The following is a 26,324-nucleotide window of genomic DNA, read 5'->3' as shown; positions in this document are numbered from 1 at the left end:
TAAACACCCCCGAGTTTTGAAAGCAGTTGAAAGAGTTGACCAGTTTTATTTATTGAAACAGTTGCCAAAGGCAACTGCACTTCTATGCAAAAAAGGCATCCTGTTGGACGCTTCCAGTTCTTGGCTCGATATTTTTGGACTGCCCCCGCAGGACAACAATCACCAAACCAAGATTTTTCCGCTCTATCCCAAGGCTTTGGACCTAAAGCAACAGCTTAAGAAAAGTAAGACCTTTACCGTTGAACATACAGTGGTGAAAAATAATCTTAGTAGACATTACAAAAGTTATTTTGCCCCTTGGTTCGATGAAAAAGAGAATGTGGTAGGCACCATTGTACAGACGGATGATATTACTTCCGAAGTAAAAAAACAACAGGAAATCGATTGGCTCAACAACATTCTTGAAACCAAGGTAGAAGTATCCAAAACCGGATGGTGGGAATATGAAACTGAAACCGAAAAACTGACTTGGTGCAAGGAAACAAAACGGATACACCAAGTTCCGGTGTGTTATGAACCCACCACAATCGAGGCGATTGAATTTTTCCAGCCGGGATACAGCAGGAACAAAGTTTCCATGCTTTTCCACAAGGCCATCACACAACATCAATCCTACGATGCCAAATTATTGATCACCACCTTCAACGGTGAGGAAAGATGGGTCAGAATTACAGGAAAGCCCTTTCTTAGCGATGGAAAAGTCGTCAAATTGTTCGGCACCATCAAGGATATTCACGATCATGTAGAGGCAGAGACCAAAGTAAAGGAACACCAACAACTATTGTCTACCATGGTCGATAGCCTTCCATTGAACGTTTATGTGAAGGACTTGGAATCCAGAAAAATATTGGTCAATAAAAGTGAGTGCACATATTTGGGCAAAAAGGCCGAAGACATTGTGGGCAGGACAGATTTTGAATTCTACACAAATGAAGTCGCCAACATTTCGAGGGAAGAAGACCTGGCTGTAATGAAAAACCTGACCCCGATGATCGGGAAGGAAACCAAAAGCACCCTTAACGGTAAGGCCACCTATTTTTTAACATCCAAAATTCCATATTTTGATCTGGATGGAAAAGTATGCGGGCTCATTGGCATGAGCCTCGACATTACCTCCATGAAGAAAAAAGAGGAACAATTGCGCAACTTGATCGATGTTGTCTCTAACCAAAACCAAAAACTTATCAGTTTTGCGCACATCGTCTCCCATAACCTAAGATCACATTCCGCCAACTTTTCCATGCTATTGGAGTTTTTGAACTCGGAAAAAGATACCGACGAAAGAAAACGCATCATTGCGATGCTCTCCCAAGCTTCCGACAACCTTTTGGAGACCCTTGGCAACCTTAATCAAGTGGTCGATGTAAACACCAATGCATCAGTGACCAAAAAACCGGTCAACCTAGACCAAAGCATCCAAAAGGCCATACAGAACCTATCCGCCCTATTGGAAAAAAGCAATGCCGAAATCATCAACAACATAGACAAAAGCATAGAGGTAAAAAGTGTACCCGCCTATCTTGACAGTATTTTAATAAACCTAATATCCAACGCAATAAAGTACAAAAACCCCGACCGGCCACCTTTGATAACCATTAACGCAGTCAAGTCCCCAGAGGGAACCCAACTGAGCATTTCCGACAACGGCATGGGCATTGACCTTGACAAGTACGGGAATAAAATTTTTGGAATGTACAAGACGTTCCATAACAGAAAAGATGCCAAAGGTTTTGGTCTTTACCTGGTAAAGAATCAAATTGAGGCCATGGGCGGAAGTATAACAGTGCAGAGCGAAGTTGATAGAGGCACTACATTCAATGTAAGTTTTAATGAAGAAAATTAGTTCTATTTTTATTGTGGATGATGACCCCATCACGGTATTTGGCATAAAAAAAATGTTGAAATCCGCTGCTGAATGTGAGGATATACAGATTTTTCAGAACGGCAAAGAAGCCTTTGATGCGCTGTTGGAAAGGCACGAATCAAAAAAACCGATTCCCGATGTCATATTTCTGGACATCAACATGCCCATTATGGATGGCTGGGAATTTCTTGACGAGCTCATAGAATTGGACATCAATGATCATATCATCATCAACATGATCACTTCTTCCATTGATCCACTGGACCACAAAAAGTGGAACAGTTTCAAGGACAGGTGTCCCTATGCGCTCAACTTTACGAACAAACCCCTTTTTAAAATCGAACCAAATCATCTTGGCTGTATCAATGTAGCTTCATAAATTATAATATTCCGTATTTTTGGCGCAGCAAAACAGATGTTTGGCACCAACCAAAGTTCCCGAGTTATTGTGAAGTACATTGTTTTTTTTACGGCCCTGTTTCTATTGATCTCCTGTGAATCCGAAACACAGGACGAAAAATCATCGTACCCCACCCATTTTGAGCTGTCGGACGGGAAAGAAACCGCTACCTATAAACAGACCATTGACTACTACATCACCCTGGCCCGCGATTTTCCGGAGATCAATATTCATACGATAGGGAAAACGGATAGTGGTTTGCCGTTGCATACGGTCACCTTTAATCCTGATGGGGATTTTAATTATGAGAACATCCGCAAGGAAAAATCGATCATCCTAATAAATAACGGCATACACCCCGGGGAAAGCGATGGCATTGATGCCACCATGATGCTATATCGTGACCTTGCCACCGGCAAACTGGAAATGCCCGAGAATACCGTACTTGTTACCATACCCATATACAATGTTGGTGGTTCGCTCAACCGAAACTCCACCACAAGGGCCAACCAGAACGGCCCGTTGGAATATGGTTTCCGTGGCAATGCCCGCAATTATGACCTTAATAGGGATTTTATTAAAATGGATACCGAAAATGCCAAGACCTTCGCACAAATATTCCATACGGTAAAACCCGATGTTTTTGTGGACAACCATGTGAGCAATGGCGCGGATTATCAATATACTTTGACCCATCTTTTTACCCAGCACAACAAATTGGGCGGTGAAATGGGCAAATACCTTCATGATACCCTTATGCCGAACCTTGAGGATTCGTTGGCCGATAAGGAATGGGGCATTACACCCTACGTAAATGTTTTTAATATGCCCCCAGAGGAGGGATTCAGCCAGTTTATGGACCATCCAAGATATTCCACGGGATACACCACATTATGGAGCACATTGGGGCTAATGGTGGAAACGCACATGCTAAAACCTTACAAACAACGTGTGGAGGGGACTTACGCCCTAATGCAGAGTTTGATAGAGGTAGTCGAGGCAGAGCACGAAAAAATCAAAACCTTACGAAAAGAGACACTGGAGAACAATCTGGACCTTTCCGAATACTATTTTAATTGGCAGGTGGACACCACAAAAACCACCATCCTTAACTTTAAAGGGTTTGAAGCCGAACAACTTACCAGTGAAGTCACCGGGCTTCCAAGGCTAAAATACAATAGGGACAGACCGTTTACCAAGGAGACCGTTTATCAAGATCATTTTTATCCGGCAGATACAGTGCAAGTCCCTGCCGCCTATATTGTCAAGAAAAGCTGGAAACGAGTGATAGAGCGACTGGATGCCAATAAAATTCAATACACGGCCATCAAAAAAGACACCACACTTTTGGTGGAAGAGTACACCATTGAGGATTACGATACAAGAAATGCCCCTTACGAAGGACATTACCTTCATTCCAACACCAAAGTCACAAAGCACACCAAAAAAGTCCATTTTAGGGAAGGTGACCTATTGATACCTACCCATCAGCCAGGAATAAGGTACCTTATGGAAACCTTGGAACCGCAAGGCGTAGATTCCTTCTTTAATTGGAACTTTTTTGACACCGTTCTGCAACGCAAAGAAGGTTTTTCTCCCTACGTTTTCGAAGATGTTGCACTTAAAATGCTCCAGCAAGACTCATTGCTATCAAAGGAGTTCGAGGCCAAAAAAGAAGCCGAGCTCAATTTCGCCAATAACTGGTACGCACAGCTCAATTGGATTTTTGAACGCTCCGAACATTTTGAGGAAGCCTACATGAGCTACCCCATATACCGAGTTGCAAAAGGCAGCGAAGCCGCAGGTCTGCTCCCTAATTAAAGGGCCAGTCCTCGAACAATATCTTTATGTTATGGTAAGAATTTTTTAATGCCTTCTTGGTCTTTCTAGCGCCTTTCCACTTTACTTTTTTGATACCTTCGGACTTTTCTGGCAACAATTTGCCCGTGTAATCGGTGGACATAATGAACCAGTGCGTCTGTTTTAACCGGTATTCCCCGTTGCGCTTAAAAATATGGTAGGTGGTGTGTAGAAATCTTTCGATCACCAGGTTTTTAACGCCAGTTTCCTCCTCAACTTCGCGAATTGCGGCATTCTCGATCGACTCGCCTTTATCTACCTTTCCCTTGGGCAGGTCCCATTTTCCATTCCTAAAGATAAAAAGCACCTTGCCCTTTCTATTGATCACAAAACCTCCGCCAGCGACAACCACAGGTATTTTATGCATAAAAAGTTTCAGAATCTTCTTCTCATCCGGATGGTACAGGTAAGCCTTTTTTACTTTCTTTTTGGACAAAAGTTTTATGGCCTCAACAATGGAATCACCATCCAAAGAAAACAAATTACCATTGGAATCCTGGGGGCGCTCGTTTGTTAAAATCAGTGGAGCCTCATTAACAAAAACTTCATACATTTGCGCAATGGTTTTAGATAAGCAAATCGCAAAAAAAACAGCTGAGCTGTTATTACAAATTAATGCAATTAAGTTGGAACCTGAAAATCCTTTTACATGGGCTTCGGGTTGGAAATCCCCTATTTATTGCGACAACAGGATCATGCTGTCCTATCCGCAGGTTCGGAATTTTGTAAGGGAAGAAATAGCCAAACAGGTAGAGAACCTGTACGGCAAACCAGATGTTATTGCCGGCGTTGCCACAGGTGCCATCGGGATAGGTATTTTGGTGGCCGAAGCCTTGGGGCTGCCCTTTGTTTACGTAAGGCCAAAACCTAAGGAACACGGCAGGCAAAATCAAATCGAAGGCTATTTTGAAGCCGGACAGAGCGTTGTGGTCATCGAAGATCTGATAAGCACCGGCAACAGTAGCCTTAATGCCGTACAGGCCCTCAAGGAACAAAATGCAGATATAAAGGGAATGATCGCCATTTTTACGTATGGTTTTCCAGTATCCACGGAAAATTTTGATAAAGAAGGCATTGAACTCCATACCCTATCGGATTATGAGCATTTGATCGAACAGGCATCTGAGACCAATTACATCAAAGAATCACAATTAAAGACCCTGTTGGAGTGGAGATCTAATCCACAAGAATGGAAACAATAATTTACCATGCACATTGAAGCCTCCAAAAAGAAAGTAGCCAAAAGCGACAAAGAAGTATTTGAGTTCTTGACGGACATCAAAAACTTTGAAACCTTAATGCCCGAGAACATAGACAAGTTCGAGGTGTTGGATGAAAAAACCTTCAAATTTGCCCTAAAGGGCATGCCCGAGATTGTACTCCGGTTAAAGGAACAAAACCCTTACGATAAAGTGGTATTGGGAGCTGCCAGTGATAAATTGCCGTTTACCCTAACCGCCGATATTGTGTCGCTTGGAGAGAACGAAAGTGAGGTGGCACTTAGCTTCGAGGGACAGTTCAATGCCATGATGGCCATGATGATCAAGGCGCCCATCACCAACTTTATGGGCACATTATCCGATAACATGGATAAAATCGGTCAGTAGAGCAAGGTAACCTCCTTTAAATCGAATTCTTTCAGAACCTGATTCTCCAGTTCTATGACAAGTTTACCCGTTGGCGAAACCTTACGGATAAACCCCATGAACATTTCGTTGTTCGCATTTGTAAAGGTGGAAGGTTTATCTTTCCTAAAAAGCAATTTCTCGTAAGGAGTCAATACTTGTTTCACGGTTTTCGACTCAATGTCCTCCAGATGATGTTGAAGTTTGAGCAGCACGGCATACAAAAGTTCGTCCAGATCAAAATTACGGCCCGTAATCTGTTTCAATGACGATGCCTTTTCCAAATCGGCAAAATCAGTTTGGTTCACATTTAGGCCGATACCGATAATCGATTGCCCTACCTTTTCCCCCTTTAGGACATTTTCTATCAAAATGCCACAAATTTTTTTGGAACCTGACATTATGTCGTTGGGCCATTTCACCTTAATATCCGGTATCGAAAGCTCTGTCAATGCATCAAAAACAGCCATGGAAACGGCAATGTTCAAAACAAATTGATGCTTGACATGCAACGCACCAAACCTCCTCAATACGCTAAACGTAAGGCTTTTACCCCCCTCCGACCGCCAGACCGTTCCCATTTGCCCCCTGCCCTTCAGTTGTCGTGCGGTAACAACCACGGTATAATCCATAGGATTTTCCGAACGCAACAAATCCTTTAAATATTGATTTGTGGAGTCCGTGGCATCAAGTTTGAGTATTTGAAATTGTTTTCCCAATATGACAAGCCTTTACGATTTGTTAAAAACTAGGGCTAAGAAAACAAAAAAAACATAACTTTGTAAAAACTAAACTTTTTGAATGCAGAAAAAGAAAGCTAGCGCAGATGAATTGATTGCCTTGATCCTGGAAGGAATAGAAGACGTTAAAGGAGTTGACATAAATCTACTGGACCTTAGGGAAATCGAAAATACAGTTTGCGACTACTTCATCATCTGTAACGGTACTTCCAACACACATGTTAACGCAATAGTATCCTCCGTACAAAAAAAGGTGAGCAAGGCCATACAAGACAAGCCATGGCATGTCGAAGGCTCCGAGAACGCCGAATGGGTGCTGATGGATTATGTAAACGTTGTGGTACATGTATTTCAAAAACACATTAGGGAATTCTATGATATTGAGGGACTTTGGGGAGATGCCAAGGTCACTATGGTGGAAAGCAGTTACAATTCTTAAGAAAAAATGGCAAAAGAAAACAACCCAAATAATGCTCCGAAAAAGCCACGTTTTAGCTCGTGGTGGATATATGGTGTGGTCATCGCTTTGATTATTGGCTTCCAATTTTTTGGTGGAAGCAGTTTTTCGAGCACCGAAAAAACCACAACTTCTGAATTACAGGAATTCTTACGTAATGGAGACATCTCCAAGATCGTCATAATTACGAACACACGGCAAGCCAAGGTCTATTTAACCGAGGAAGCCCTGAAAAAGGACGTACACAAAGGAGTGGCCGAAAAACCCCTCCTACCGTCCAGCGGACTTGTCCCACAATACGTTTTGGATTACGGAGACTTGCAGATTTTCCAAAATGAAATCACTGAAATAAAGAAAGAGAACAACTTGGATACCATTGTCGAGTTTGACACGGAATCCAATGTGCTGGGTGAAATATTCCTGACCCTGCTTCCTTTCGCTTTGATCATCGGTATCTGGATTTACCTGATGCGGAGAATGTCAGGTGGTGGTGCCGGAGGCGCAGGAGGACAGATTTTCAACATAGGAAAATCCAAAGCCAAATTGTTCGACGAAAAAACCGACACCCGCACTTCTTTTAAAGATGTGGCAGGCCTTGAAGGAGCAAAGGAAGAAGTACAGGAAATTGTGGAATTCCTTAAAAATCCGGACAAGTACACCTCTCTTGGTGGTAAAATTCCAAAGGGAGCCCTATTGGTAGGCCCTCCCGGAACAGGTAAGACCCTTTTGGCAAAAGCCGTCGCAGGTGAGGCAAAAGTACCTTTCTTCTCCCTATCAGGTTCGGACTTTGTTGAAATGTTCGTGGGTGTGGGAGCATCAAGGGTCCGCGATTTGTTCAAACAAGCGAAGGACAAATCCCCGGCCATCATATTTATTGATGAAATCGATGCCATTGGACGTGCAAGGGGCAAGAACAACTTTACAGGTTCCAATGACGAACGTGAAAATACATTGAACCAGCTATTGACAGAAATGGACGGGTTCGGCACCAACACAAACGTGATCGTGCTAGCTGCCACCAACCGTGCCGATGTACTGGACAAAGCACTGATGCGTGCAGGTCGTTTTGACCGTCAAATTTATGTGGACCTTCCCGATCTGAACGAAAGAAAAGAGATATTCGAAGTACACCTTCGTCCCATAAAAACAGCAGAAACTTTGGACTTGGACTTCTTGGCCAAGCAAACACCAGGTTTCTCCGGTGCCGATATTGCCAACGTCTGTAACGAAGCTGCACTTATTGCAGCCCGTAAAGAGAAAAAAGCCGTAAACAAGCAAGATTTCTTGGATGCCGTGGACAGAATCGTTGGTGGGCTTGAAAAGAAAAATAAAATCATTACCCCGGACGAAAAGAAAACCATCGCCTTCCACGAAGCAGGTCACGCAACCGTAAGCTGGATGCTGGAGCATGCGGCACCTTTGGTAAAAGTTACCATCGTTCCAAGAGGGCAATCCTTGGGAGCAGCTTGGTACTTGCCAGAAGAGCGTTTGATCGTTCGTCCAGAACAAATGTTGGATGAAATGTGTGCTACCATGGGCGGTAGGGCCGCAGAAAAGGTAATGTTCAATAAAATTTCTACCGGCGCACTGAGCGATTTGGAAAAAGTGACCAAACAAGCACGTGCCATGGTCACCATTTATGGACTCAACGACCAATTGGGGAACATCACTTATTACGATTCGACCGGGCAGAACGAGTATGGGTTTACCAAGCCATACAGTGAGGAAACGGCGCAAAAAATTGACCAGGAAATATCCAAAATGATCGAAGAGCAGTATCAGCGGGCCATTAAATTGTTGCAGGACAACAAGGACAAGCTCACCGAACTTGCCGAAAGACTTTTGGACAAAGAGGTTATCTTTAAGGACGATCTGGAAAAGATTTTTGGCCAAAGACCTTTTGAAAAAGAAGAGGAGAAATTGGAGCCTGCCGAATAAAATCATTCAGAAAAATCTAATTAAAAGAATTATATTGATTCAATAGAAAAGAACACATGCCATAAATGGGAGTTTTTAAAAAACTTTTCGGAGGAGGAAAAAAGGTTTCCAAGGAAACTGCGGAAACCCGTGGTGACCACATGCCCGATTTAAAAATTCCCGTAGATGAAAAATTCACCATCTACTTTAAGAAAAATGGCGGAAAGTTTATCTATTGCGAAGACTTTGCCGAGGTCTCCGAAGCCCTTAAAAATATTATTTCGGAAAACGATTGGCAAAACCATCTTTTCTATTCCTTGGACCCAAGGCTCGAGACAAAATTTGCATCCGAAAAACTAGAGTTTACGGACAATCGCAACGAAAGCAATATTTTCTTTACCACTTGCGAACATCTTGTGGCCCATAATGGCTCCATATTGGTCTGTTCCAATCAAATCAAGGAAAAAAAGTTGGACGAACTGCCATCCAACTTGGTGGTCTTTGCCACAACAAGCCAGTTGGTGGATTCCATAAGTGAAGCCCTAAAAATTATCAAGGAGCGCTATCAAAAAAATATTCCCAATAATATCACCACATTAAAGCACTTTCAACCTACAGCAGAAAACAAGGATAATTTTCTTTCGTACGGAAGTGCCTCAAAAAATGTATACCTTTTGCTCCTAGAAGATTTCTAAGTACATGAGAGAAATTTTAAGACGCTCCTTAACCGGGGTGATGTATGTGTTGCTTCTGCTAGGTGCTGTTTTTCTAAGCTCGGATGCGTTCGATTTCCTATTTATGACCTTTGGGCTGGCATGCCTGTATGAATTTAAGCGCATAGTAAAGCTAAAGGGTTACCATATATTCATGGCCTATCTGGCCCTTTGGTGGATCTTTATTTACCTTACTAACGACTCAACGGCAATAAACCTCCTGATGCTCTGCACCATTACCGTGGACTTGGCATTGCTCATGTTCCTGTTCTCCAAAAGGCCCAAGAGCTTCAGTACGTTTCAAAAATTCATCATAGGACTATTTTACATTGGCGGAGGATGCATTTTTTTGACGATGATCCCGTACAAGCACGATGATTTTGCCCAATTTCTTATCATGGGCATCTTTATTTTGATTTGGGTAAACGATACTTTTGCCTACGTAACGGGACGCGCTTTTGGGCGTACCAAACTTTTTCCTTCAGTTTCACCAAAAAAAACCATTGAAGGTTCTGTAGGAGGTCTTATTTTTGCACTGGTGGCCGCTTACTTTTTATCATGGTACGAAACAAGGTTATCCATCACCGAATGGATGGCAATGGCCTGTTTGATAGTAGTAGCGGGGAGTTTGGGCGATTTATTGGAATCCAAGTTCAAACGAATGGCCGGAGTTAAAGATAGCGGTGCTATTTTACCCGGACATGGTGGAATTTGGGACCGTTTGGACAGTCTGGTATTCGCTGCGCCTTTTGCTTATTTGATTTTAAATATTTTCTCCTATGTTTCATAAAGAGGGTCAAAAAATTATCATCATCACTTTCTGTATCGTGGTCGCAGCCGTTCTTGCGGCGCATTACTACGTTAATTTGGAATGGATACGGTTTTCACTTCAAGTTGCCGCATTGATTTTCCTGATTGCGATCCTTCAATTTTTTAGGAACCCAAAAAGACGCGTTACCCGTAGTTTCGATGAAATATTGGCCCCTGTTGATGGAAAAGTAGTGGTAATCGAAGAGGTAGATGAACCTGAATATTTCAAAGAAAAAAGAAAGCAGGTATCCATATTTATGTCGCCCACCAATGTTCATGTAACCCGATACCCTGCCAGTGGAACCGTAACCTATTCCAAATACCATCCCGGAAAATATTTGGTGGCCTGGCACCCAAAATCCAGTACAGAGAACGAACGCACCACGGTAATCCTGCACACGCCAAAGTTTGGTGAAATAGGATACCGACAAATTGCAGGTGCCATGGCCCGTAGGATTGTAAACTACGCGGAAGAAGGTGAACAAGTGACCCAAGGCGAGGATGCAGGCTTTATAAAGTTTGGGTCACGTGTTGATTTGTTGCTCCCTTTAGACTGTGACATTACCGTAAAGCTCAATCAAAAAGTAGTAGGTGCGCGCACTTGTATAGCTTCTGTAAGACCTTTGGATGATTAACGAAGACCTACATAAAAGATTCAACGATGCCGTTAACTTTGTTAATGACTACACAGATCCTTTGCCAGCCGATCTACTTCTCAAATTATACGCCTATTTTAAGATTGCCAACAAAAACTTTGACAATCCCGGAAGCAGAACCCCGCTCATCAACGCATTCAAGGCCAACGCCTTGTTCCAAGCCAAGAGGATAAGCATAGAGGAGGCCATGGAGAAATATGTGGAATTGGTGGAGAAAGAGTTAAAAACGCTCTAAGAAACCAAATCTGGAGCGGCAAACGACTTCTCAACATACGTAAAGTAGACACCTCCGAAAATTGTGACCAGAAAATAAAGTGCAACCACATAACTTCCCATGGCAAGGTACGTATTGAGGCCGAACCAATCGCTGGTAAAATAAATCAAGGCCAATCCCCCCACCCCTCTGATCACTTCAATCCAAATGGCATAATTTTTACGGTCCATTAAGGTGGTGTACCCATAAATTCCAACAAAAATAAAGGCACCGAACAGCAATAGACCATCAAATCCGATTTCTGCATAGTTATAGAACATGAAGAGCATCAAAAAAGTGGTTATGACCAATTGAAAAAGCGAATATGCTTTCAGCGCAGCTGAGGCTTCAGGCTGGTATTTTCTAAAATTATATACATTTTCAATAATCGTGACAGGATACTTTTCCTTCACATCCGCCGGGCGCCAACCCGTGGGCATAAACCAAATCCGGAGTTTGTCCCAATAATTTTTGGTCCTCCAGGCATCCTGCACCAACCGCCATAAATGTTGAAAGTTGATAATGATCGGATTCCAAGTATTTGCAGGTTTTAGTACGCCGTATTGGGGCGGAACCTCATCCAGTTCTTCTTGAAAGGTTCCGAACATTCTGTCCCATACACAAAAAATCTGTCCGAGGTTTTTATCAATATATTCCTTGTTGATGGCATGGTGCACACGATGCTGCGAAGGGGTAACGATAACGTACTCCAAAAAGCCCATCTTCCCAATGTGCTGGGTATGGTACCAAAACTGTGCAAATAGATGTAAGGGCGCCAGAACGGCTATCACCTTGTGCGGCACGCCCAAAAGCGCGGCCGGAATCAATAAAAGTGCATAATAGCCCAACAAATTTGAAATGGGCTGTCGAAGTGCACAGGCCAAATTGAACTCCTCACTGCTATGATGGATCACGTGCTGGTTCCAAAAAAAGTTGATATGGTGGCTCAACCGATGGTTCCAGTAGCCCGCAAAATCAAGGGCGATAAAGGCCACGACCCACACCAACCACGTTGCCTTGATCTCCAATAACGCCAAATGCTCCAATAAAAAAGGATAACTGATCAAAATCAGGACCAGACCAAGAGAATCCTTCACCACATTGGTAAGCCCGGAGCTAAGGCTGCTCACGGTATCCATAAGGTTATGTTTCTGATCTTTTACAAATCGGCCATAAAGAATCTCGATCAACACCAGGCCTATAAAAAAAGGGGTGGCATATAACAATGCCGTTGCATATGATTCCATATCAAGAAAAATTTAAAATTTTGCTCGATGCAAGAATGGGGTTATATGCCTTTAAGTTACTCTAAATTTTTAAATAACTGAATATCATTTGCATCCGTTAGATCAGGAATGTGTTCGGAGCGGGGTATGCAAAGAACGCTTCGCGGTTCCTCCTCCACCAATACAGCCACAGCCTTGGGGAGTTCCTTTTCGTCACGAACAGCATCAATGGGGCAATTTTTTAAGTATGGATAAATCTCTTTCCCCGAAAAACTAAAAATGTTCATGCTTACCCTGAGCTGTCCGGACGCATCCTTGTATTTGGGAACATCTTCCACATTTGGTTTTTCAACGATTTGCTGTAAAAATCCATCCGCGGAAATATCCATTACAGCGAACTTGGCAATACGCTCCTCGGTATAGTCAAAACCTGAGCTTCCGTAACTGATGAGGGCATGAGGTGCTTTTCTATCATCTCTTAAATCTTGCAATGCACCGACGGAGTATAGGTTATCGCCATTGCAAACCGTAAAGGTGCCCTCTTTTAATTCAGGATACTGGTCCAAACATTGCTGAAGGGCATCGGCAGTCCCCAACGGCTTTGATCGTCCTTCGGGAACCGATTGTATAGCCAAAAACACTTCCATTCCATCGGGAAAACCTCTTTGATCTTTCAAGTTTTGAAATGCTGAATTTTCGGGGCTCGTGATCAAATATAATTTGGTGTATCCTGCATCCGCAGCGTTCTGAACCAAATAGTACAGGAAGGGTCTCCCATTTTTTCCGACGGGAATCAGACTTTTGTGGGGAATATGGTCCATAACTTGGTCATCCCGCTGTTTCAAACTACGTTTCATTCGTGATGATGCACCACCCACCATGATGATCAAACTTGTATTCTCCATTTATATCAACTTGTTAATTCTACCGTATAGACCGTTTTGGCGCCTTTGTCCAAAAATGCCTGTTTTACCTTTTCCTCGACACTGTCCGTTATCATGGCCACCATACAGCCACCGCCGCCCGAGCCTATTATTTTTGTTCCCAAGGCCCCGGCATCACGTGCGGCGTCCATCATGTGTACCATTTCCAAGGGTGTATTTTGAATTTCATTTTGAAGAATGATTTGGTGTTGGTTCATCAAATCTCCTAAAATTTGGATATTGGGATTAACTTTCAACAGCTCCTTTTTGGCCTCCAACGTTATGTGATAGTTGTAAATAGCGGCATACCAATACCCTTGAAGCTCCTCTGGCACCAAATCAATATACTTTTCATAATCTTCCAAAGCAGCTTGCTCCAGTTCAAAAGCGGGATGGACCTTTTTAATGGCCTCGACCGCCCGTTGTTGATAGACCCTGGCATTCTTTAGTACTTCCAAGGTTTTCTTTGGCACGCCAGATTCCGCAACCAATAACTTCCCCAAATTAGCACTCAAGCGAGTGCTCTCCCCACTTTGGGTATCGATATAGATCAGTCCTTTCTGGGCGATTGTGTACTGGTCCATCAACCCACCGGGCTGATCAAAAAACAACACTTCGGCTTCGTAGGCCCATCTTCCTATTTGATAATCACTGATCTCTTCTGATTTTCCCTGCGTAGCCAGCAAAAATCGAATCCATGCGACCACCAATGCCGAAGAGCTGGAGAGTCCGGCGTTCACAGGAATATTTCCCGAGATTTCGATATCATAACCTTGGTCAAATTGAAAACCTTCCTTTTTCAGCACGGACATCACCGACCTGAAATAATCATCAGGTTGAACCTGCATTAAACCATCATCTACTGCAATGGACAATTCTTCATTAAGATCTAACAATTTTAAGCGATAATCAGCATTAGAATTGGGCTGTGCCTTTAAATTGATATATCGGTCAATGGTCCCTGCTATCACGGGAAGCCCCAAATAATCTTGATGGTCTCCGTAAAAACAGATTCGGGCGGGCACTTTTATTTCAATCATTGATTTTGTGTGGTTAACTTATAATTTGCAAGGGTTCGGTGTCCTTCCAATTGCCCCGGGTAAAATCCGGGAAAGGCTGGGGCGCCCCATTACTTGCCACTGAACGTTCGCTCAATGGGGAAACGGCGCTCCATAAGCACCCCTCGTATACATTTTGATCTAAGGGGAGTCCCTTCTGAAGACATTCAACAATACGGTACACCATGATTCCGTCCATGCCGCCATGCCCACTGCCCTTCGCAGCTTCATTCAGTCGTTTGTAAAGTGGGTGGTCGTACTTTTCATATAGTTTTTCCAGTTGCTCGCCCTGCACCCACGAGTGATGGTCTTCCGTAAGTCCTTCCACGCCACCTTCCAAAGCTACGCGGGTCGGGAACCCGGCTAAAATTCCTTTGGTTCCCTGTACCAAGTTCAACCGAGAATAGGGTCTAGGACTGGTTTCGTCCCATTGTACCATGATGGTTTTTCCCAACGCGGTTTTAATGATGGATGTATTTAAATCCCCTCCCTTAAAATCGAGTTGGTTCCATTTGTGGTCGGCGGGATAATTTTTTTCAGCATACAGTTCACGACCTCTTGATGGCGTAGAAAAGGAGACCAAACTACCAAAGGTATCCTCTTGCCTTGCCAAATTCATGTATTGGGCCACGGGACCCAAACCATGGGTGGGATACAAGTTCCCGTTACGGTTGGCATAATGGGGTGTTCTCCAAGAACCCGTGCCCCGCTCCTGCTCTTCCATCTGCCAGCGTAGTTCGTGGATATAGGCTGCCTCGCCATGAAGAATCTCACCAACTAAACCTTGGCGGCACATATTGAGAAACATCAGCTCATCACGGCTGTAGTTGACGTTTTCCAACATCATGCAATGTTTTTGGGTACGCTCACTGGCGTCCACAATATCCCACATCTCTTGAATAGTGGTCGCGATGGGCACTTCAACAAAGGCATGGGCACCACTTTCCATGGCCCCGATGGCCATTGGTGCATGGTTGGCCCAATTGGTTGCAATAAAGACCACATCGGGCTTTACTTCTTTGAGCATGGTTCGCCACTTATCCTCATCTCCCCAGTATTGGGCTATGTTTTTATGTCGATTTTCACCAGTTGCCTCTTTTACCCATTTCGTTTTTTCCTTGACCAAATCCTCATAAAGGTCACAGATGGCGACCACTTCGGTTCCTTCCAAGGCGGCAAAGAACTTGGCATGTGTGCCTCCCCGGGCCCCCACTCCAATAAAAGCGGCACGCACCTTTTCCAATTTGGGAGCCGCAAAACCACCCATGTAGCTTGATGAAAATGGTCTTTCCGTATTGGCTTTTAAATAACTTGGAACAATGGAAACTGCAGCAGCGGTCAATGAAGTCTTTTGGATAAAACTTCTTCTATTGAGGTTTTTCATGGGTATTTGCGTTGTTGGTTCTTTACCGTGTCAAAGTATGAAAAATAATAAGAAAAGGGAAGCTGGCTTCCCTTTTCAATTTCAACATAATCTGTAGTAAGAGTTTATTTCAAACTTGCCAAGCTCTTTTCCAAAGTTTCGATTTTGGCTTCTGCATCGGCAGCTTTTTTACGTTCCATGTCCACCACTTGTTCCGGGGCATTGTTCACAAAACGCTGGTTGCTCAATTTCTTTTCCACCGATTTTAAAAATCCTTTGGTGTAATTGAGCTCTTCCGTAATCTTGGCTATTTCTGCCTCAACATCAATGGCGCCACTGATAGGAATAAAATATTCGTTGCTCTTCACCCTGAACGTAAGTGCACCATCCAAACTAGCATCTACGACCTCCATTTTTGAGAGGTTTCCTAATTTGAGAATAATGGCATCCATTTGCGAGCCCACTCCTTCGGCATTCAACACAAAAAGTTCCAAAGCATCCTTTTGTGGAATGTTCTTTTCTTTTCTGATGGTTCTTATTCCTGAGATCACTTCGGAAGCAAAATCAAATTCAGCAATCAATGCGGAATCCACCTTTTTAGTTTCGGGCCATTGGGAAACGATCAAGGCATCTTCTGGGGTACGTTCGGCAATATGCTGCCAAACTTCTTCCGTCAAAAATGGCATAAATGGGTGGAGCAACTTCAAGTTTTCCTCAAAAAGACCCAATACTTCATTGTATGTTTTCTGGTCGATTGGTTTTTGATATTCCGGTTTTACGATTTCCAGCAACCAAGAGCAGAAATCGTCCCACACTAATTTATAGGTCGCCATCAAGGCATCGGAAATACGGTATTTGGAGAAATGGTCTTCAATCTCCACCAAAGTTTGATTGAACTTGGCCTTATACCATTCGATTCCCTTTTGTGCTGCTTCGGGCTGTGGAATATCTGCCACTTCCCATCCCTTTACCAATCGGAAGGCGTTCCAAATTTTATTCGCGAAGTTGGCCCCTTGCTGGCAAAGGGCTTCATCAAACAACAAATCGTTGCCTGCTGCAGAACTCAACAACAATCCTACGCGAACTCCATCGGCACCGAAATCCGATATCAGTTTAAGGGCATCTGGCGAGTTGCCCAAGGATTTGGACATTTTTCTGCGCTGTGCATCACGTACCAAGCCTGTGAGGTATACGTTCTCGAAAGGGCGTTTACCTCTATATTCATAACCGGCCATGATCATTCTGGCTACCCAAAAGAACAAAATATCGGGACCCGTGACCAAATCGTTGGTCGGGTAATAATAGTTCACCTCGTCGTTTTCCGGTTCCAAGATGCCACCGAAAACGCTTATGGGCCACAACCAAGAAGAGAACCAGGTATCCAAAACATCGGGGTCTTGAGTTAAGTCTGAAGCCCGAAGTCTGGGGTCCGAAGTTTTTTCCCGTGCCAGTTTAAGTGCTTCTTCCAGGGTTTCGGCTACTACAAAATCCTCCTTGCCATCCCCATAATAATAGGCGGGAATTTGCTGTCCCCACCACAATTGGCGGGAAATGTTCCAATCACGGATGTTCTCCATCCAATGGCGATAGGTGTTATCGAACTTTGAAGGGTACAATTTTACATCCTTGGTCTCCAACACACTTTCGATGGCCGGTTTGGCCAAATTTTCCATTCTTAGGAACCACTGATCAGACAATCTCGGCTCGATTACGGCCTTGGTTCTTTCGGAAGTCCCCACTTTATTGGTATGCTGTTCCGTTTTTACCAAAAACCCTTTTTCTTCAAGCTCTTTTGAGATTTCTTTGCGCACCACAAAACGGTCCTTGCCTTCGTAATGAAGGCCGAAAGAGTTCAAGGTGGCATCTTCATTGAAAATGTCAACAACCTCTAGATTGTGCTTATCCCCAAGGTTTTTATCGTTCTCATCGTGGGCCGGGGTTACCTTGAGGCACCCTGTACCGAATTCTACATCCACATATTCGTCCTCAATAATGGGAATTACCCTGTCACAAATCGGAACTATGGCCTTTTTACCTCTTAAATGATGGTATCTCTCATCATTGGGGTTGATACAAATGGCGGTATCGCCCAAAATGGTTTCTGGGCGGGTGGTGGCAATGGTCACTTTTTCATCCGAACCTTCAATGGCGTAGGACAAATAATATAGGTTGCCCTGCCTTTCTTCGTAGATTACCTCCTCATCGGATAGGGTGGTTTTGGCTTCAGGGTCCCAGTTCACCATTCGGTACCCCCTGTATATCAAACCTTTATTATATAAATCAACAAAAACCTTAATCACCGAGGCTGACATATCGTCATCCATGGTAAACTTGGTTCGGTCCCAATCACAGGAACAGCCGAGTTTTTTCAATTGTTGAAGAATTACTCCCCCATACTCATTGGTCCAATCCCAAGCGTGTTTTAGAAATTCATCACGGGACAATTTGGACTTGTCGATGCCATCCGCCTTTAGCTTTGCAACCACTTTGGCCTCAGTGGCTATGGATGCGTGGTCCATTCCAGGAACCCAACAGGCGTTTTTCCCCAAGAGGCGTGCTCTTCGGATAAGAACGTCTTGAATGGTATTGTTGAGCATATGCCCCATATGTAGCACCCCTGTCACGTTTGGTGGTGGGATTACTATGGTGTACGGCTCCCTTTCGTCTGGTTTGGAGTTAAAATAGTTATGCTCCGACCAATAGGCATACCAGTGTTCTTCAACCCTTTTTGGGTCATATTTTGATGGAATCTCCATTTTTCGGTATAGTTTTTGTTAATAAGACTGTGATTGGTTTTTTTGAAAGGAAAGCTAAATGTTAATTTTACGCTATTCTTCGGCTTAGGACCAATTCAGAAATACGAAACAAAAATAAGTAACGTTATTCTATAACAAAAGAATTTTGGATGCAGGTATCAAAACATCTACATTTGAAGTTCACCCAAAAACCAAAAATGATGAAAAAAACTGTACTCATGCTGTTTGTAGGGCTTTTATCCTTAGGGGTATATGCTCAAGAAACCGCTAAAATCGAATTTAAGAGCGAGACCATTGATTACGGAGAAATTGAAAGAGGTAGCGATGGTGTCCGTGTATTTGAATTTACCAATACAGGTGATGCTCCTTTGGTAATCAGCAACGTTAAATCTAGCTGTGGATGTACTATCCCCAAAAAACCAGAAGAGCCGATTATGCCCGGAAAGGTTGGTAAAATCGAAGTAAAATATGACACAAACAGAGTTGGCCCTATCAGAAAGGCCATTACTGTAACCTCAAATGCTGACACTCCAACCAAGGTACTCAAAATAAAGGGTAACGTAAAAAGTCCTGGAGCTAAGTAAGAAGAAGAGAATTATATTTTAAAAGCCCCAAAATCGATTGATTTTGGGGCTTTTCCTTTTATTCGTCGTCGAACATTTTTTTAAGGACAAAGGTAAAAAGCAGGTCGGTGTTGTATCTTTCAATGAGTACTTTTATCCGCTTTCCTTCCCGTTCGTTTATCATATTAAGTATTTCCTGCAGTTTGTACTTATGTATCCGCTTACCGTTCACGGCCAAGATCACATCGCCTTCACGTATACCGGCCTCCGCGGCGGGGCTACCGGCACGGATACCGGACACCACTATTTCGGGCACCAGACTCAATCTGGTCTTATTTTCCAGCAAAATCTGAACATTGCCAAAAGTATCGGCATTATCTTCCTTTACGATTCCGTTCACATCCGCAATGCTCTCTGCAATGTACCTTAAGCCATTGTGCTGCAAATCGATTCCCGCCAAGTTATACTGAAAGGGGTCTTTAAAATTACCGTTCTTTTTTAGGGTGACAAGACCTCTGCCATAGTCAAAAATCATATTGAAACGTTTGAGCACCTCGCCGCCCAAACTACCGTTACGGTCACCCAAGCTATCCAGTCCCTGAAAAGATTCCCGATATGGAAAGGCCACTTTGGCCTCATCAAGTTTAAAATCTCCGATCTGAACCCCATTGATCTTACTTCTTTTTCCAAAAATATCACCGCTCAACCCTCTTCCCAGATGGTCTTCATAATTTTTTTCGGGTATTTCCAATCCCTTTTCGGGTTCGGGAAACAACCAAAGTGCATCGCTACTCCCAGTATCGACAAGCAATTTTACAGGAACATTGGCTGTATCTTTCATTAACACCGTTCCTTTCACATAGGCCTTTCTTCTTTCCACATGCAAGGGAATGGTCTGTCTGTTCCTTCTTTTCCTGTAGGTATAAAGTTCTGGATTGTGCAGTTTCAGCTTTTCCGCGTTGTAGTTCACCTCAACAATAAAATCCCGAAAAAGGTCGTAGCCCATGATTCCATGCACAGGAATTCCCAATGTGGTCGAAAAATTGATGCCCCTGTCCATAACCACATACAGATCTTGGGAAAGGTTCCTTGCTTGTCCCAATCTAAATACATTGCCCTTTGAGCTCAGTGCTTTCATGGGTTCTCCACCACCAAGGCCCCGTATGGTAACTTCGGAAACGTTGTTGATGGGTATGGAATCAGATTCTGAAAGGTTGAACAAAATGGGTTTGCTAACACCGGAATCAAGAATAAAGGTAAGTTCCACCCCATTGATCTCCACTGGAATGATAATCAGATTGTTTATCAGCTCAAAGCCTATTCGCTGAAACTTTTTATCCTTGGGCAATTCAAAACCTTGTGCCAAAATGAATATCGGCACCATTAAAAGAAGCGTAAAAACCAAACATTTTTTCTTCGACATAAACAAAATAATTACCTTCCCATTAAGAAATATACAAAATAAGCGCTAGACTTTATCATATTTTAACATTTCCCCAACCAATTAATTTATGTTAGATCTTGTTGTTTTCGATACAAGGTTTTCTCATTTTTGCCAAAACTTTAGTTCATGCCAAGTATCTCAAAGAAAGGGGGCCAAATGCCCGCATCGCCTATACGAAAATTGGTGCCCTACGCGGAAGCTGCCAAAAAACGTGGAACCCATGTAATCCATCTTAATATTGGACAACCCGATATTAAAACACCCAAAGTGGCATTGGACGCGGTTCGCAACCACACCATCGAGGTTCTTGAATATAGTATGACCCAGGGCTCCGAGGAGTACCGTACAAAAATTGCGGATTACTACGCCAAGCAGGATATTTTTGTCGGTGCCGAAGATATTATCGTGACCACCGGCGGTTCCGAGGCATTGTCGTTTGCCATGGGTACCATTATGGACAATAATGATGAAATTATCATACCCGAACCATTTTATGCCAACTACAACGGTTTTGCCACTGCTGCAGGCGTGAAGGTAAAACCGATTGCCTCGTCTATAGAAAACAACTTTGCCCTACCTCCTATTTCCAAGTTTGAAGACCTTATCACTCCAAAAACGAAGGCCATACTAATTTGCAACCCTGGAAATCCGACAGGATACCTGTATAGTAAGGAAGAAATTCATCAGTTGGCGGATTTGGTCAAAAAGTACAATCTTTTCCTAGTAGCGGACGAAGTGTACCGTGAATTTACCTATGACGGCAGGGAGCATTACTCCATTCTACAGGTCGAGGGACTGGAAGAGCACGCCATTGTGGTCGATTCGGTATCCAAAAGATACAGCATGTGCGGCGCCCGTATCGGATGTCTGATTTCAAAGAACACCGAGGTTATTGGCACTGCGCTAAAATTTGCCCAGGCCCGCTTATCCCCACCCACTTTTGCCCAAATTGCCAGCGAGGCGGCTTTGGAAACACCCCAATCCTATTTTGATGATGTAATCGAGGAATATGTTTCCCGTAGAAATCTTTTGATCACCGAGCTCAACAAATTGGAAGGCATAAAAGTGGCCACTCCGCAAGGTGCCTTTTATTGCGTTGCCGAACTCCCCATTGAAGATGCGGACCACTTTGCACAATGGCTGCTGGAAAGTTTTGAAGTCGACGGAAATACAGTGATGGTAGCTCCCGCCGCAGGTTTTTACGCAACGCCGGGCTTGGGAAAAAATCAGATTAGAATTGCCTATGTGCTGGAAAAAGACCAACTTGTAAAGGCCGTCCATATATTAGGGAAGGCTTTAAGACAGTACAACGCCCAGTGAACATACAGGAGAACATATCCTTAAAAAACTACAATACCTTCGGCATTGACGTTAAGGCTCGGTTTTTTGTTGAAATAACCGGCCTGGTACAGCTTCAAAAAGTATTGGAGCTCAAGGCGTACCCAAAAAAATTCATTATCAGCGGAGGCAGCAATATGTTGCTCACCAAAGATATCGATGCGCTTGTGGTCCACATCAATTTAAAGGGCATCACCGTTGTAGAAGAAAATGAGAATTTTGTGGAAGTTAAGGCAATGGCGGGCGAAAATTGGCACGAACTTGTTATGTGGAGCTTGGAGCAAGGGTATGGCGGACTTGAAAACCTATCGCTCATCCCCGGCAACGTTGGCACGGCACCTATCCAAAATATTGGCGCATACGGTGTTGAACTTAAAGATGTTTTTGTGAGCTGCGCGGCCATGGACGTAAAAACAGGTGAGCTAGAAGGTTTTGATAACGAGGCCTGTGAATTTGGCTACAGGGAATCGATTTTCAAAAATGAGGCAAAGGACAAATATATTATTACTTCGGTAGTATTAAAGCTTACGAAGAAAGACCATGTGCTTCACACAGGCTATGGCTCCATTGAGAACGAATTGAAAAACAAAGGAATCGTACATCCGACCATTAGGGATATTTCTGACGCAGTGATCGCCATCCGCAGAAGCAAACTGCCCGACCCGAAGGAAATAGGCAATAGTGGCAGCTTTTTTAAAAATCCCGTAATTTCCCAAAAGGCGTTTGATAGGTTCATCAAAAAACACCCCAATGCGCCCTTTTACGAGATGGACGACAATGAGTTTAAGATTCCCGCAGGTTGGTTGGTAGAGCAATGTGGATTTAAGGGAAAACGCTTCGGCGATGCCGGTGTGCACGATAAACAGGCCCTGGTTTTGGTAAACCATGGCACTGCAACGGGCAAAGAGATTCTTGACCTAAGCAAAAAAATTCAGGATGAGGTACAAAAAACCTTCAAAATAAAAATCCAACCAGAAGTGAACATAATAAAATAACCCCCGCATTGAAATCAATAACGAGGGTTATACCAAACCAAACTAACCAAATTTATGTATATCTTCAGGGCCTTTGCGCCCCTTATTTCTATTCAAAATTCACAAGACAAAAAAGCTTTTTCTGTCTTAGCTTTGTTTTATATACGAGATAAATCCTATTTTAGATTTTGGTCCCATAAAAAATTTTACCAAAAGCATCATTAATGAGCACATTGATAGAGAGACATATTGTTTCACTCCTTGAGGAAAAAGACGATAAAGCTATTTCCCTACTTTATGAAAATTATGGGGATACGCTCTTCGGGGTTGCCTTTAAGGTGGTAAAAGATGAGGATTTGGCCCAAGATGTGCTACAGGAAAGTTTTATCAAAATCTGGAAAAAAGCCGACACCTACGATGCTTCCAAGGCAAAACTTTTTACATGGTTGTTCCGGATCGTTAGAAACACGGCCATAGATAAATTGCGCAGCGTGAATAATAAATCGGACAAGGAAATCCAAATCGACGTTTCAGACGTATATAATGTTGGAGTGAAGGCCATTAACCCGGAACATCTGGACATCCAAGAAAACTTGGACAAAATCGAAGATAAGTACAGAATTGTTTTAGAGGCCCTGTTTTTTGAAGGAATGACGCAGCAGGAAGCGAGTGATGAACTGGACATCCCTTTGGGTACCATAAAATCCCGGCTAAAAATAGGACTTAGGGAACTTGGAAAGATTTACGGCACAACAATGTCCTTGCTCTTAATCTTAAATTTGTTGTCATGAAGGAAAAAGTTAAAATATTTTTAGAGTCCGACATTTTAGAGAAATACCTTTTGGGAGACACCACTAAGGAAGAGTCCCAAAAGGCGGAAAGATATATTGCCATGTACCCCGAAGTACGGGAAACCTATGAGGTACTCCAGAAAAACTTGGAGACTTTTGCCAATATGTATGCAAAAAAGACCCCAGAAGGCCTAAAGGACATCATCATTGCGAGTGCAAGAAAAGAAACCATGGTAAGCAAAAGGTATATGAGATATGCCGTTGCCGCCAGTATCGCCATCATGATTTTCGCCGGCTCCTCCCTATTCTTTTGGAACCAGAACAAAACATTACAAGAAGAAAATACGCTGGTCACCAACCAAATCAAGTATTTGGAGGACAACATGAAGGACCAATTGGCCGATATGAGGAACCAGTTTATCGTTCTTAACAATCCCGCCACCAAAAAATATCAGGTAAGAGGTGAGCGTGAGGCTAAGGAACTTAAGGCCATCGCATATATCAACCCTGTAAAAAAACTGTCGTACATCAATGTGAGCAACGTCCCGGAACTTCCCGAGGATAAATGCTTCCAAATGTGGGCAGAGGTGAATGGGGAATTGGTAAACTTGGGCGTCATCAAAAATTTTGATGAAAAAGACAAACTGCTCGCCCTGCCCTATGCCGATAATGCCGTAGGCTACATCACTATAGAACCAAAGGGTGGGAACAACATTCCATCTGTCGACAATATCGTGGCCAACATAAATTACTAATAAGGCTTTTAAGGTAAAGAAACTTTAAACACCCATACCTTTAGCGAGCTATTTTGTACCTTTGTACAAAAGTTGGATTATGAAGTTAGTATTGGTCACCATAGGATTGTTAGCACTTGCATTTGCAGGAATCGCCATTAAAATCTGGGGGAAAAAGAACGGCGAATTTGCAGGAACATGCGCGAGCCAAAGTCCTTTTTTGAACAAGGACGGCGAAGCTTGTGGTTTTTGTGGAAAACTACCGGAAGAACAAGATTGCAAGAAAGATACCGTTACGAATACCCAATAAATTTAATTTTTAGGTAAGCCTCATTTTTTGGAAAAAACCGACGATTCCATCAACGAGATCATACAAAGGGCAAAAGAGGGAAACCAAATTGCCTTTAGTAACCTCGTAGACACTTTTTGGAACGATGTTTATGGTTTTCAGGTACTCCGCACCAAAAACGAGAACGATGCAGAGGACATTACCATAAGAACATTTTCCAGGGCTTTTGATAAAATTGACACCTACGACGAAAACTACGAGTTCAAAACCTGGCTCATCACCATTTCCAAAAACCTTCATGTAGACCTGCTTCGAAAACGCAAGCGTAGCCTCATGAACGAAATGGAGTCGCGCGGAGACGAGGTAAAAAGGGTTTTGGACGAGACACCCACCGTGGAGGACCGTTTGATTACAGAGCAAAATCTGGCCAATCTTTTGCAGGATATCAAAAAATTAAAACCGCACTACCAAGAAGTCATCAACCTACGCTATTTTCAGGAAATGAGCTATGCCGACATCGCCAAGGAGCTCAATGAGCCTGTCAATAATATTAAGGTAAAATTGCTCCGTGCCAAAAAACTTCTGGCAGAAGTCATCAAAAAAAAGTGACCCCGTTCAAAGGCACAAAGTTTCCTTCCCAGTTTCGTATCTTTGTACATCTAAATTTGTTCTATGAGCACAAGCGTAGCAGAAAACGTAATACCGCCCAAAGGAAAGCCCAAGTGGCTAAGGGTTAAGCTCCCAACGGGTAAAAAATATACCCAGCTAAGGGGGCTTGTGGACAAGTACGACCTACATACCATCTGTACCTCCGGTAGCTGCCCCAATATGGGCGAATGTTGGGGAGAGGGAACAGCTACTTTTATGATCTTGGGAAACATCTGTACCCGCTCCTGCGGATTTTGCGGTGTAAAAACCGGCCGTCCGGAAACAGTGGACTGGGCAGAACCGGAAAAAGTGGCCCGTTCCATAAAAATTATGCAAATAAAGCATGCCGTGCTCACCTCCGTGGACAGGGACGACCTTAAAGATATGGGTTCCATTATATGGGCAGAAACGGTGAAAGCCGTAAGACGGATGAACCCAGAAACCACAATGGAAACACTGATTCCCGATTTTCAGGGCATCTCCACCCATTTGGACAGAATATTAAAAGTGGCCCCTGAAGTGATTTCCCATAACATGGAAACCGTAAAAAGGCTGACACGCGAAGTAAGGATTCAGGCCAAGTACGATAGAAGCCTCGAAGTATTGGACTATTTGAAGAAAAATGGGGCGAACAGGACCAAATCGGGCATCATGCTGGGCTTGGGCGAAGAAGAAAGCGAGGTAATCGCCACCATGGAAGATCTTAGAAAGGCAAATGTTGATGTAATCACCATTGGACAGTACCTTCAACCATCCAAAAAACACTTGCCCGTAAAACAGTTCATACTTCCGGAACAATTTAAAAAATATGAGGAACTAGGACTGGAAATGGGTTTTAGGCATGTGGAAAGCGGGGCCTTGGTCCGCTCATCCTACAAAGCCCACAAGCATATACACTAGAACAGTACCCGCCCCATATCAT

Annotated in this window: 27 protein-coding genes; 19 read left to right on the top strand and 8 right to left on the bottom strand. The window is 43.3% G+C overall.

Annotated elements, in window-relative coordinates; translation table 11 throughout:
• Window positions 1–16 precede the first annotated feature (16 nt).
• The 3 genes from GVT53_RS01485 to GVT53_RS01475 all read left to right on the top strand — a co-directional run bounded on the left by GVT53_RS01485 (window position 17) and on the right by GVT53_RS01475 (window position 4,085).
• Complete coding sequence (locus GVT53_RS01485) at window positions 17–1,843, top strand: PAS domain-containing sensor histidine kinase (protein WP_166247096.1); 1,827 nt, start codon at window positions 17–19, stop codon at window positions 1,841–1,843.
• The gene (locus GVT53_RS01480; protein ID WP_166247095.1) at window positions 1,830–2,243 is read left to right on the top strand and encodes a response regulator transcription factor; all 414 of its coding nucleotides are present in this window, start codon (window positions 1,830–1,832) and stop codon (window positions 2,241–2,243) included. Before GVT53_RS01485 ends, GVT53_RS01480 begins: the two co-directional genes overlap by 14 nt.
• A gap of 69 nt (window positions 2,244–2,312) precedes the next feature.
• Window positions 2,313–4,085 carry a M14 family metallopeptidase gene (locus tag GVT53_RS01475; protein WP_240905113.1) on the top strand — a complete coding sequence of 591 codons (1,773 nt, stop codon included), beginning with the start codon at window positions 2,313–2,315 and terminating at the stop codon, window positions 4,083–4,085.
• Here GVT53_RS01475 and GVT53_RS01470 read toward each other — a convergent pair.
• A complete protein-coding gene (locus tag GVT53_RS01470) occupies window positions 4,078–4,677 on the bottom strand; it encodes an NUDIX hydrolase (protein WP_166247093.1) in 600 nt (199 codons plus the stop codon). The genes GVT53_RS01475 and GVT53_RS01470 overlap by 8 nt on opposite strands.
• A 7-nt stretch (window positions 4,678–4,684) precedes the next feature.
• On the opposite strand from GVT53_RS01470, the gene pyrE reads away from it, so the two are divergent.
• Window positions 4,685–5,326: an orotate phosphoribosyltransferase gene (gene pyrE, locus GVT53_RS01465; protein ID WP_166247092.1), complete on the top strand. Its 642-nt coding sequence runs from the start codon at window positions 4,685–4,687 to the stop codon at window positions 5,324–5,326.
• Window positions 5,327–5,332: 6 nt separating this feature from the next.
• On the top strand, window positions 5,333–5,731 hold the full coding sequence (locus tag GVT53_RS01460; protein ID WP_166247091.1) for an SRPBCC family protein: 399 nt from the start codon (window positions 5,333–5,335) through the stop codon (window positions 5,729–5,731).
• Here GVT53_RS01460 and GVT53_RS01455 read toward each other — a convergent pair.
• Window positions 5,725–6,468 carry a biotin--[acetyl-CoA-carboxylase] ligase gene (locus GVT53_RS01455; protein WP_166247090.1) on the bottom strand — a complete coding sequence of 248 codons (744 nt, stop codon included), beginning with the start codon at window positions 6,466–6,468 and terminating at the stop codon, window positions 5,725–5,727. The two genes, GVT53_RS01460 and GVT53_RS01455, sit on opposite strands and share 7 nt — an antisense overlap.
• 82 nt (window positions 6,469–6,550) lie before the next feature.
• Here GVT53_RS01455 and rsfS point away from each other — a divergent pair, with 82 nt between their 5' ends.
• The 6 genes from rsfS (at window position 6,551) to GVT53_RS01425 (ending at window position 11,277) form a co-directional block, all read left to right on the top strand.
• A complete protein-coding gene (rsfS, locus tag GVT53_RS01450; protein ID WP_108247160.1) occupies window positions 6,551–6,928 on the top strand; it encodes a ribosome silencing factor in 378 nt (125 codons plus the stop codon).
• 6 nt (window positions 6,929–6,934) lie between these two features.
• Window positions 6,935–8,884 (top strand): ATP-dependent zinc metalloprotease FtsH, encoded by a 1,950-nt coding sequence (gene ftsH, locus GVT53_RS01445; RefSeq protein WP_166247089.1) that lies wholly within the window; start codon window positions 6,935–6,937, stop codon window positions 8,882–8,884.
• 65 nt (window positions 8,885–8,949) lie between these two features.
• A complete protein-coding gene (locus GVT53_RS01440) occupies window positions 8,950–9,558 on the top strand; it encodes an LUD domain-containing protein (protein WP_166247088.1) in 609 nt (202 codons plus the stop codon).
• Window positions 9,559–9,562: 4 nt separating this feature from the next.
• Window positions 9,563–10,366: a phosphatidate cytidylyltransferase gene (locus GVT53_RS01435; RefSeq protein WP_166247087.1), complete on the top strand. Its 804-nt coding sequence runs from the start codon at window positions 9,563–9,565 to the stop codon at window positions 10,364–10,366.
• Window positions 10,356–11,021 (top strand): phosphatidylserine decarboxylase family protein, encoded by a 666-nt coding sequence (locus tag GVT53_RS01430; RefSeq protein ID WP_166247086.1) that lies wholly within the window; start codon window positions 10,356–10,358, stop codon window positions 11,019–11,021. The genes GVT53_RS01435 and GVT53_RS01430 overlap by 11 nt, the downstream gene beginning before the upstream one ends.
• Entirely contained in the window at window positions 11,014–11,277 is a 264-nt protein-coding gene (locus GVT53_RS01425; protein ID WP_166247085.1) for an acyl-CoA-binding protein, read from the top strand. Before GVT53_RS01430 ends, GVT53_RS01425 begins: the two co-directional genes overlap by 8 nt.
• Here GVT53_RS01425 and GVT53_RS01420 read toward each other — a convergent pair.
• From GVT53_RS01420 to GVT53_RS01400, 5 genes are all read right to left on the bottom strand, one after another.
• Window positions 11,274–12,542: a sterol desaturase family protein gene (locus GVT53_RS01420; RefSeq protein ID WP_166247084.1), complete on the bottom strand. Its 1,269-nt coding sequence runs from the start codon at window positions 12,540–12,542 to the stop codon at window positions 11,274–11,276. The genes GVT53_RS01425 and GVT53_RS01420 overlap by 4 nt on opposite strands.
• A 56-nt stretch (window positions 12,543–12,598) precedes the next feature.
• Window positions 12,599–13,426 carry a sugar phosphate nucleotidyltransferase gene (locus tag GVT53_RS01415; RefSeq protein WP_166247083.1) on the bottom strand — a complete coding sequence of 276 codons (828 nt, stop codon included), beginning with the start codon at window positions 13,424–13,426 and terminating at the stop codon, window positions 12,599–12,601.
• A gap of 5 nt (window positions 13,427–13,431) precedes the next feature.
• Entirely contained in the window at window positions 13,432–14,484 is a 1,053-nt protein-coding gene (locus GVT53_RS01410) for a GHMP family kinase ATP-binding protein (protein ID WP_166247082.1), read from the bottom strand.
• A 13-nt stretch (window positions 14,485–14,497) separates the two neighbouring features.
• On the bottom strand, window positions 14,498–15,886 hold the full coding sequence (locus GVT53_RS01405; RefSeq protein WP_166247081.1) for a Gfo/Idh/MocA family protein: 1,389 nt from the start codon (window positions 15,884–15,886) through the stop codon (window positions 14,498–14,500).
• Between the two features lie 104 nt (window positions 15,887–15,990).
• Window positions 15,991–18,621, bottom strand: coding sequence for a valine--tRNA ligase (locus GVT53_RS01400; RefSeq protein ID WP_166247080.1), 2,631 nt, complete (start codon window positions 18,619–18,621; stop codon window positions 15,991–15,993).
• 197 nt (window positions 18,622–18,818) lie between these two features.
• On the opposite strand from GVT53_RS01400, the gene GVT53_RS01395 reads away from it, so the two are divergent.
• Window positions 18,819–19,205: a DUF1573 domain-containing protein gene (locus GVT53_RS01395; protein ID WP_417941809.1), complete on the top strand. Its 387-nt coding sequence runs from the start codon at window positions 18,819–18,821 to the stop codon at window positions 19,203–19,205.
• A gap of 58 nt (window positions 19,206–19,263) precedes the next feature.
• Here GVT53_RS01395 and GVT53_RS01390 read toward each other — a convergent pair whose 3' ends face one another.
• Window positions 19,264–20,607 carry an aspartyl protease family protein gene (locus GVT53_RS01390; protein WP_166247079.1) on the bottom strand — a complete coding sequence of 448 codons (1,344 nt, stop codon included), beginning with the start codon at window positions 20,605–20,607 and terminating at the stop codon, window positions 19,264–19,266.
• A gap of 147 nt (window positions 20,608–20,754) precedes the next feature.
• On the opposite strand from GVT53_RS01390, the gene GVT53_RS01385 reads away from it, so the two are divergent.
• The 7 genes from GVT53_RS01385 to lipA all read left to right on the top strand — a co-directional run bounded on the left by GVT53_RS01385 (window position 20,755) and on the right by lipA (window position 26,302).
• Window positions 20,755–21,948: a pyridoxal phosphate-dependent aminotransferase gene (locus tag GVT53_RS01385; RefSeq protein ID WP_166247078.1), complete on the top strand. Its 1,194-nt coding sequence runs from the start codon at window positions 20,755–20,757 to the stop codon at window positions 21,946–21,948.
• Complete coding sequence (gene murB, locus GVT53_RS01380) at window positions 21,945–22,961, top strand: UDP-N-acetylmuramate dehydrogenase (RefSeq protein WP_166247077.1); 1,017 nt, start codon at window positions 21,945–21,947, stop codon at window positions 22,959–22,961. The genes GVT53_RS01385 and murB overlap by 4 nt, the downstream gene beginning before the upstream one ends.
• Before the next feature lie 203 nt (window positions 22,962–23,164).
• A complete protein-coding gene (locus GVT53_RS01375; RefSeq protein WP_166247076.1) occupies window positions 23,165–23,731 on the top strand; it encodes an RNA polymerase sigma factor in 567 nt (188 codons plus the stop codon).
• Window positions 23,728–24,486, top strand: a complete 759-nt coding sequence (locus GVT53_RS01370) for an anti-sigma factor (protein ID WP_166247075.1) — start codon at window positions 23,728–23,730, stop codon at window positions 24,484–24,486. The genes GVT53_RS01375 and GVT53_RS01370 overlap by 4 nt, the downstream gene beginning before the upstream one ends.
• 79 nt (window positions 24,487–24,565) lie before the next feature.
• Window positions 24,566–24,775, top strand: coding sequence for a membrane or secreted protein (locus GVT53_RS01365; RefSeq protein WP_108247176.1), 210 nt, complete (start codon window positions 24,566–24,568; stop codon window positions 24,773–24,775).
• 27 nt (window positions 24,776–24,802) lie between these two features.
• Window positions 24,803–25,363 (top strand): RNA polymerase sigma factor, encoded by a 561-nt coding sequence (locus GVT53_RS01360; protein ID WP_166247074.1) that lies wholly within the window; start codon window positions 24,803–24,805, stop codon window positions 25,361–25,363.
• 63 nt (window positions 25,364–25,426) lie between these two features.
• Entirely contained in the window at window positions 25,427–26,302 is an 876-nt protein-coding gene (lipA, locus tag GVT53_RS01355; protein ID WP_166247073.1) for a lipoyl synthase, read from the top strand.
• The last annotated feature ends 22 nt before the right edge of the window (window positions 26,303–26,324 follow it).

It is taken from the genome of Flagellimonas oceani (assembly GCF_011068285.1).
GTDB classification, from domain to species: Bacteria; Bacteroidota; Bacteroidia; order Flavobacteriales; family Flavobacteriaceae; genus Flagellimonas; species Flagellimonas oceani.
Note: the sequence above shows the minus strand (reverse complement) of the source record. Positions and strands in the feature narration are given on the sequence as shown.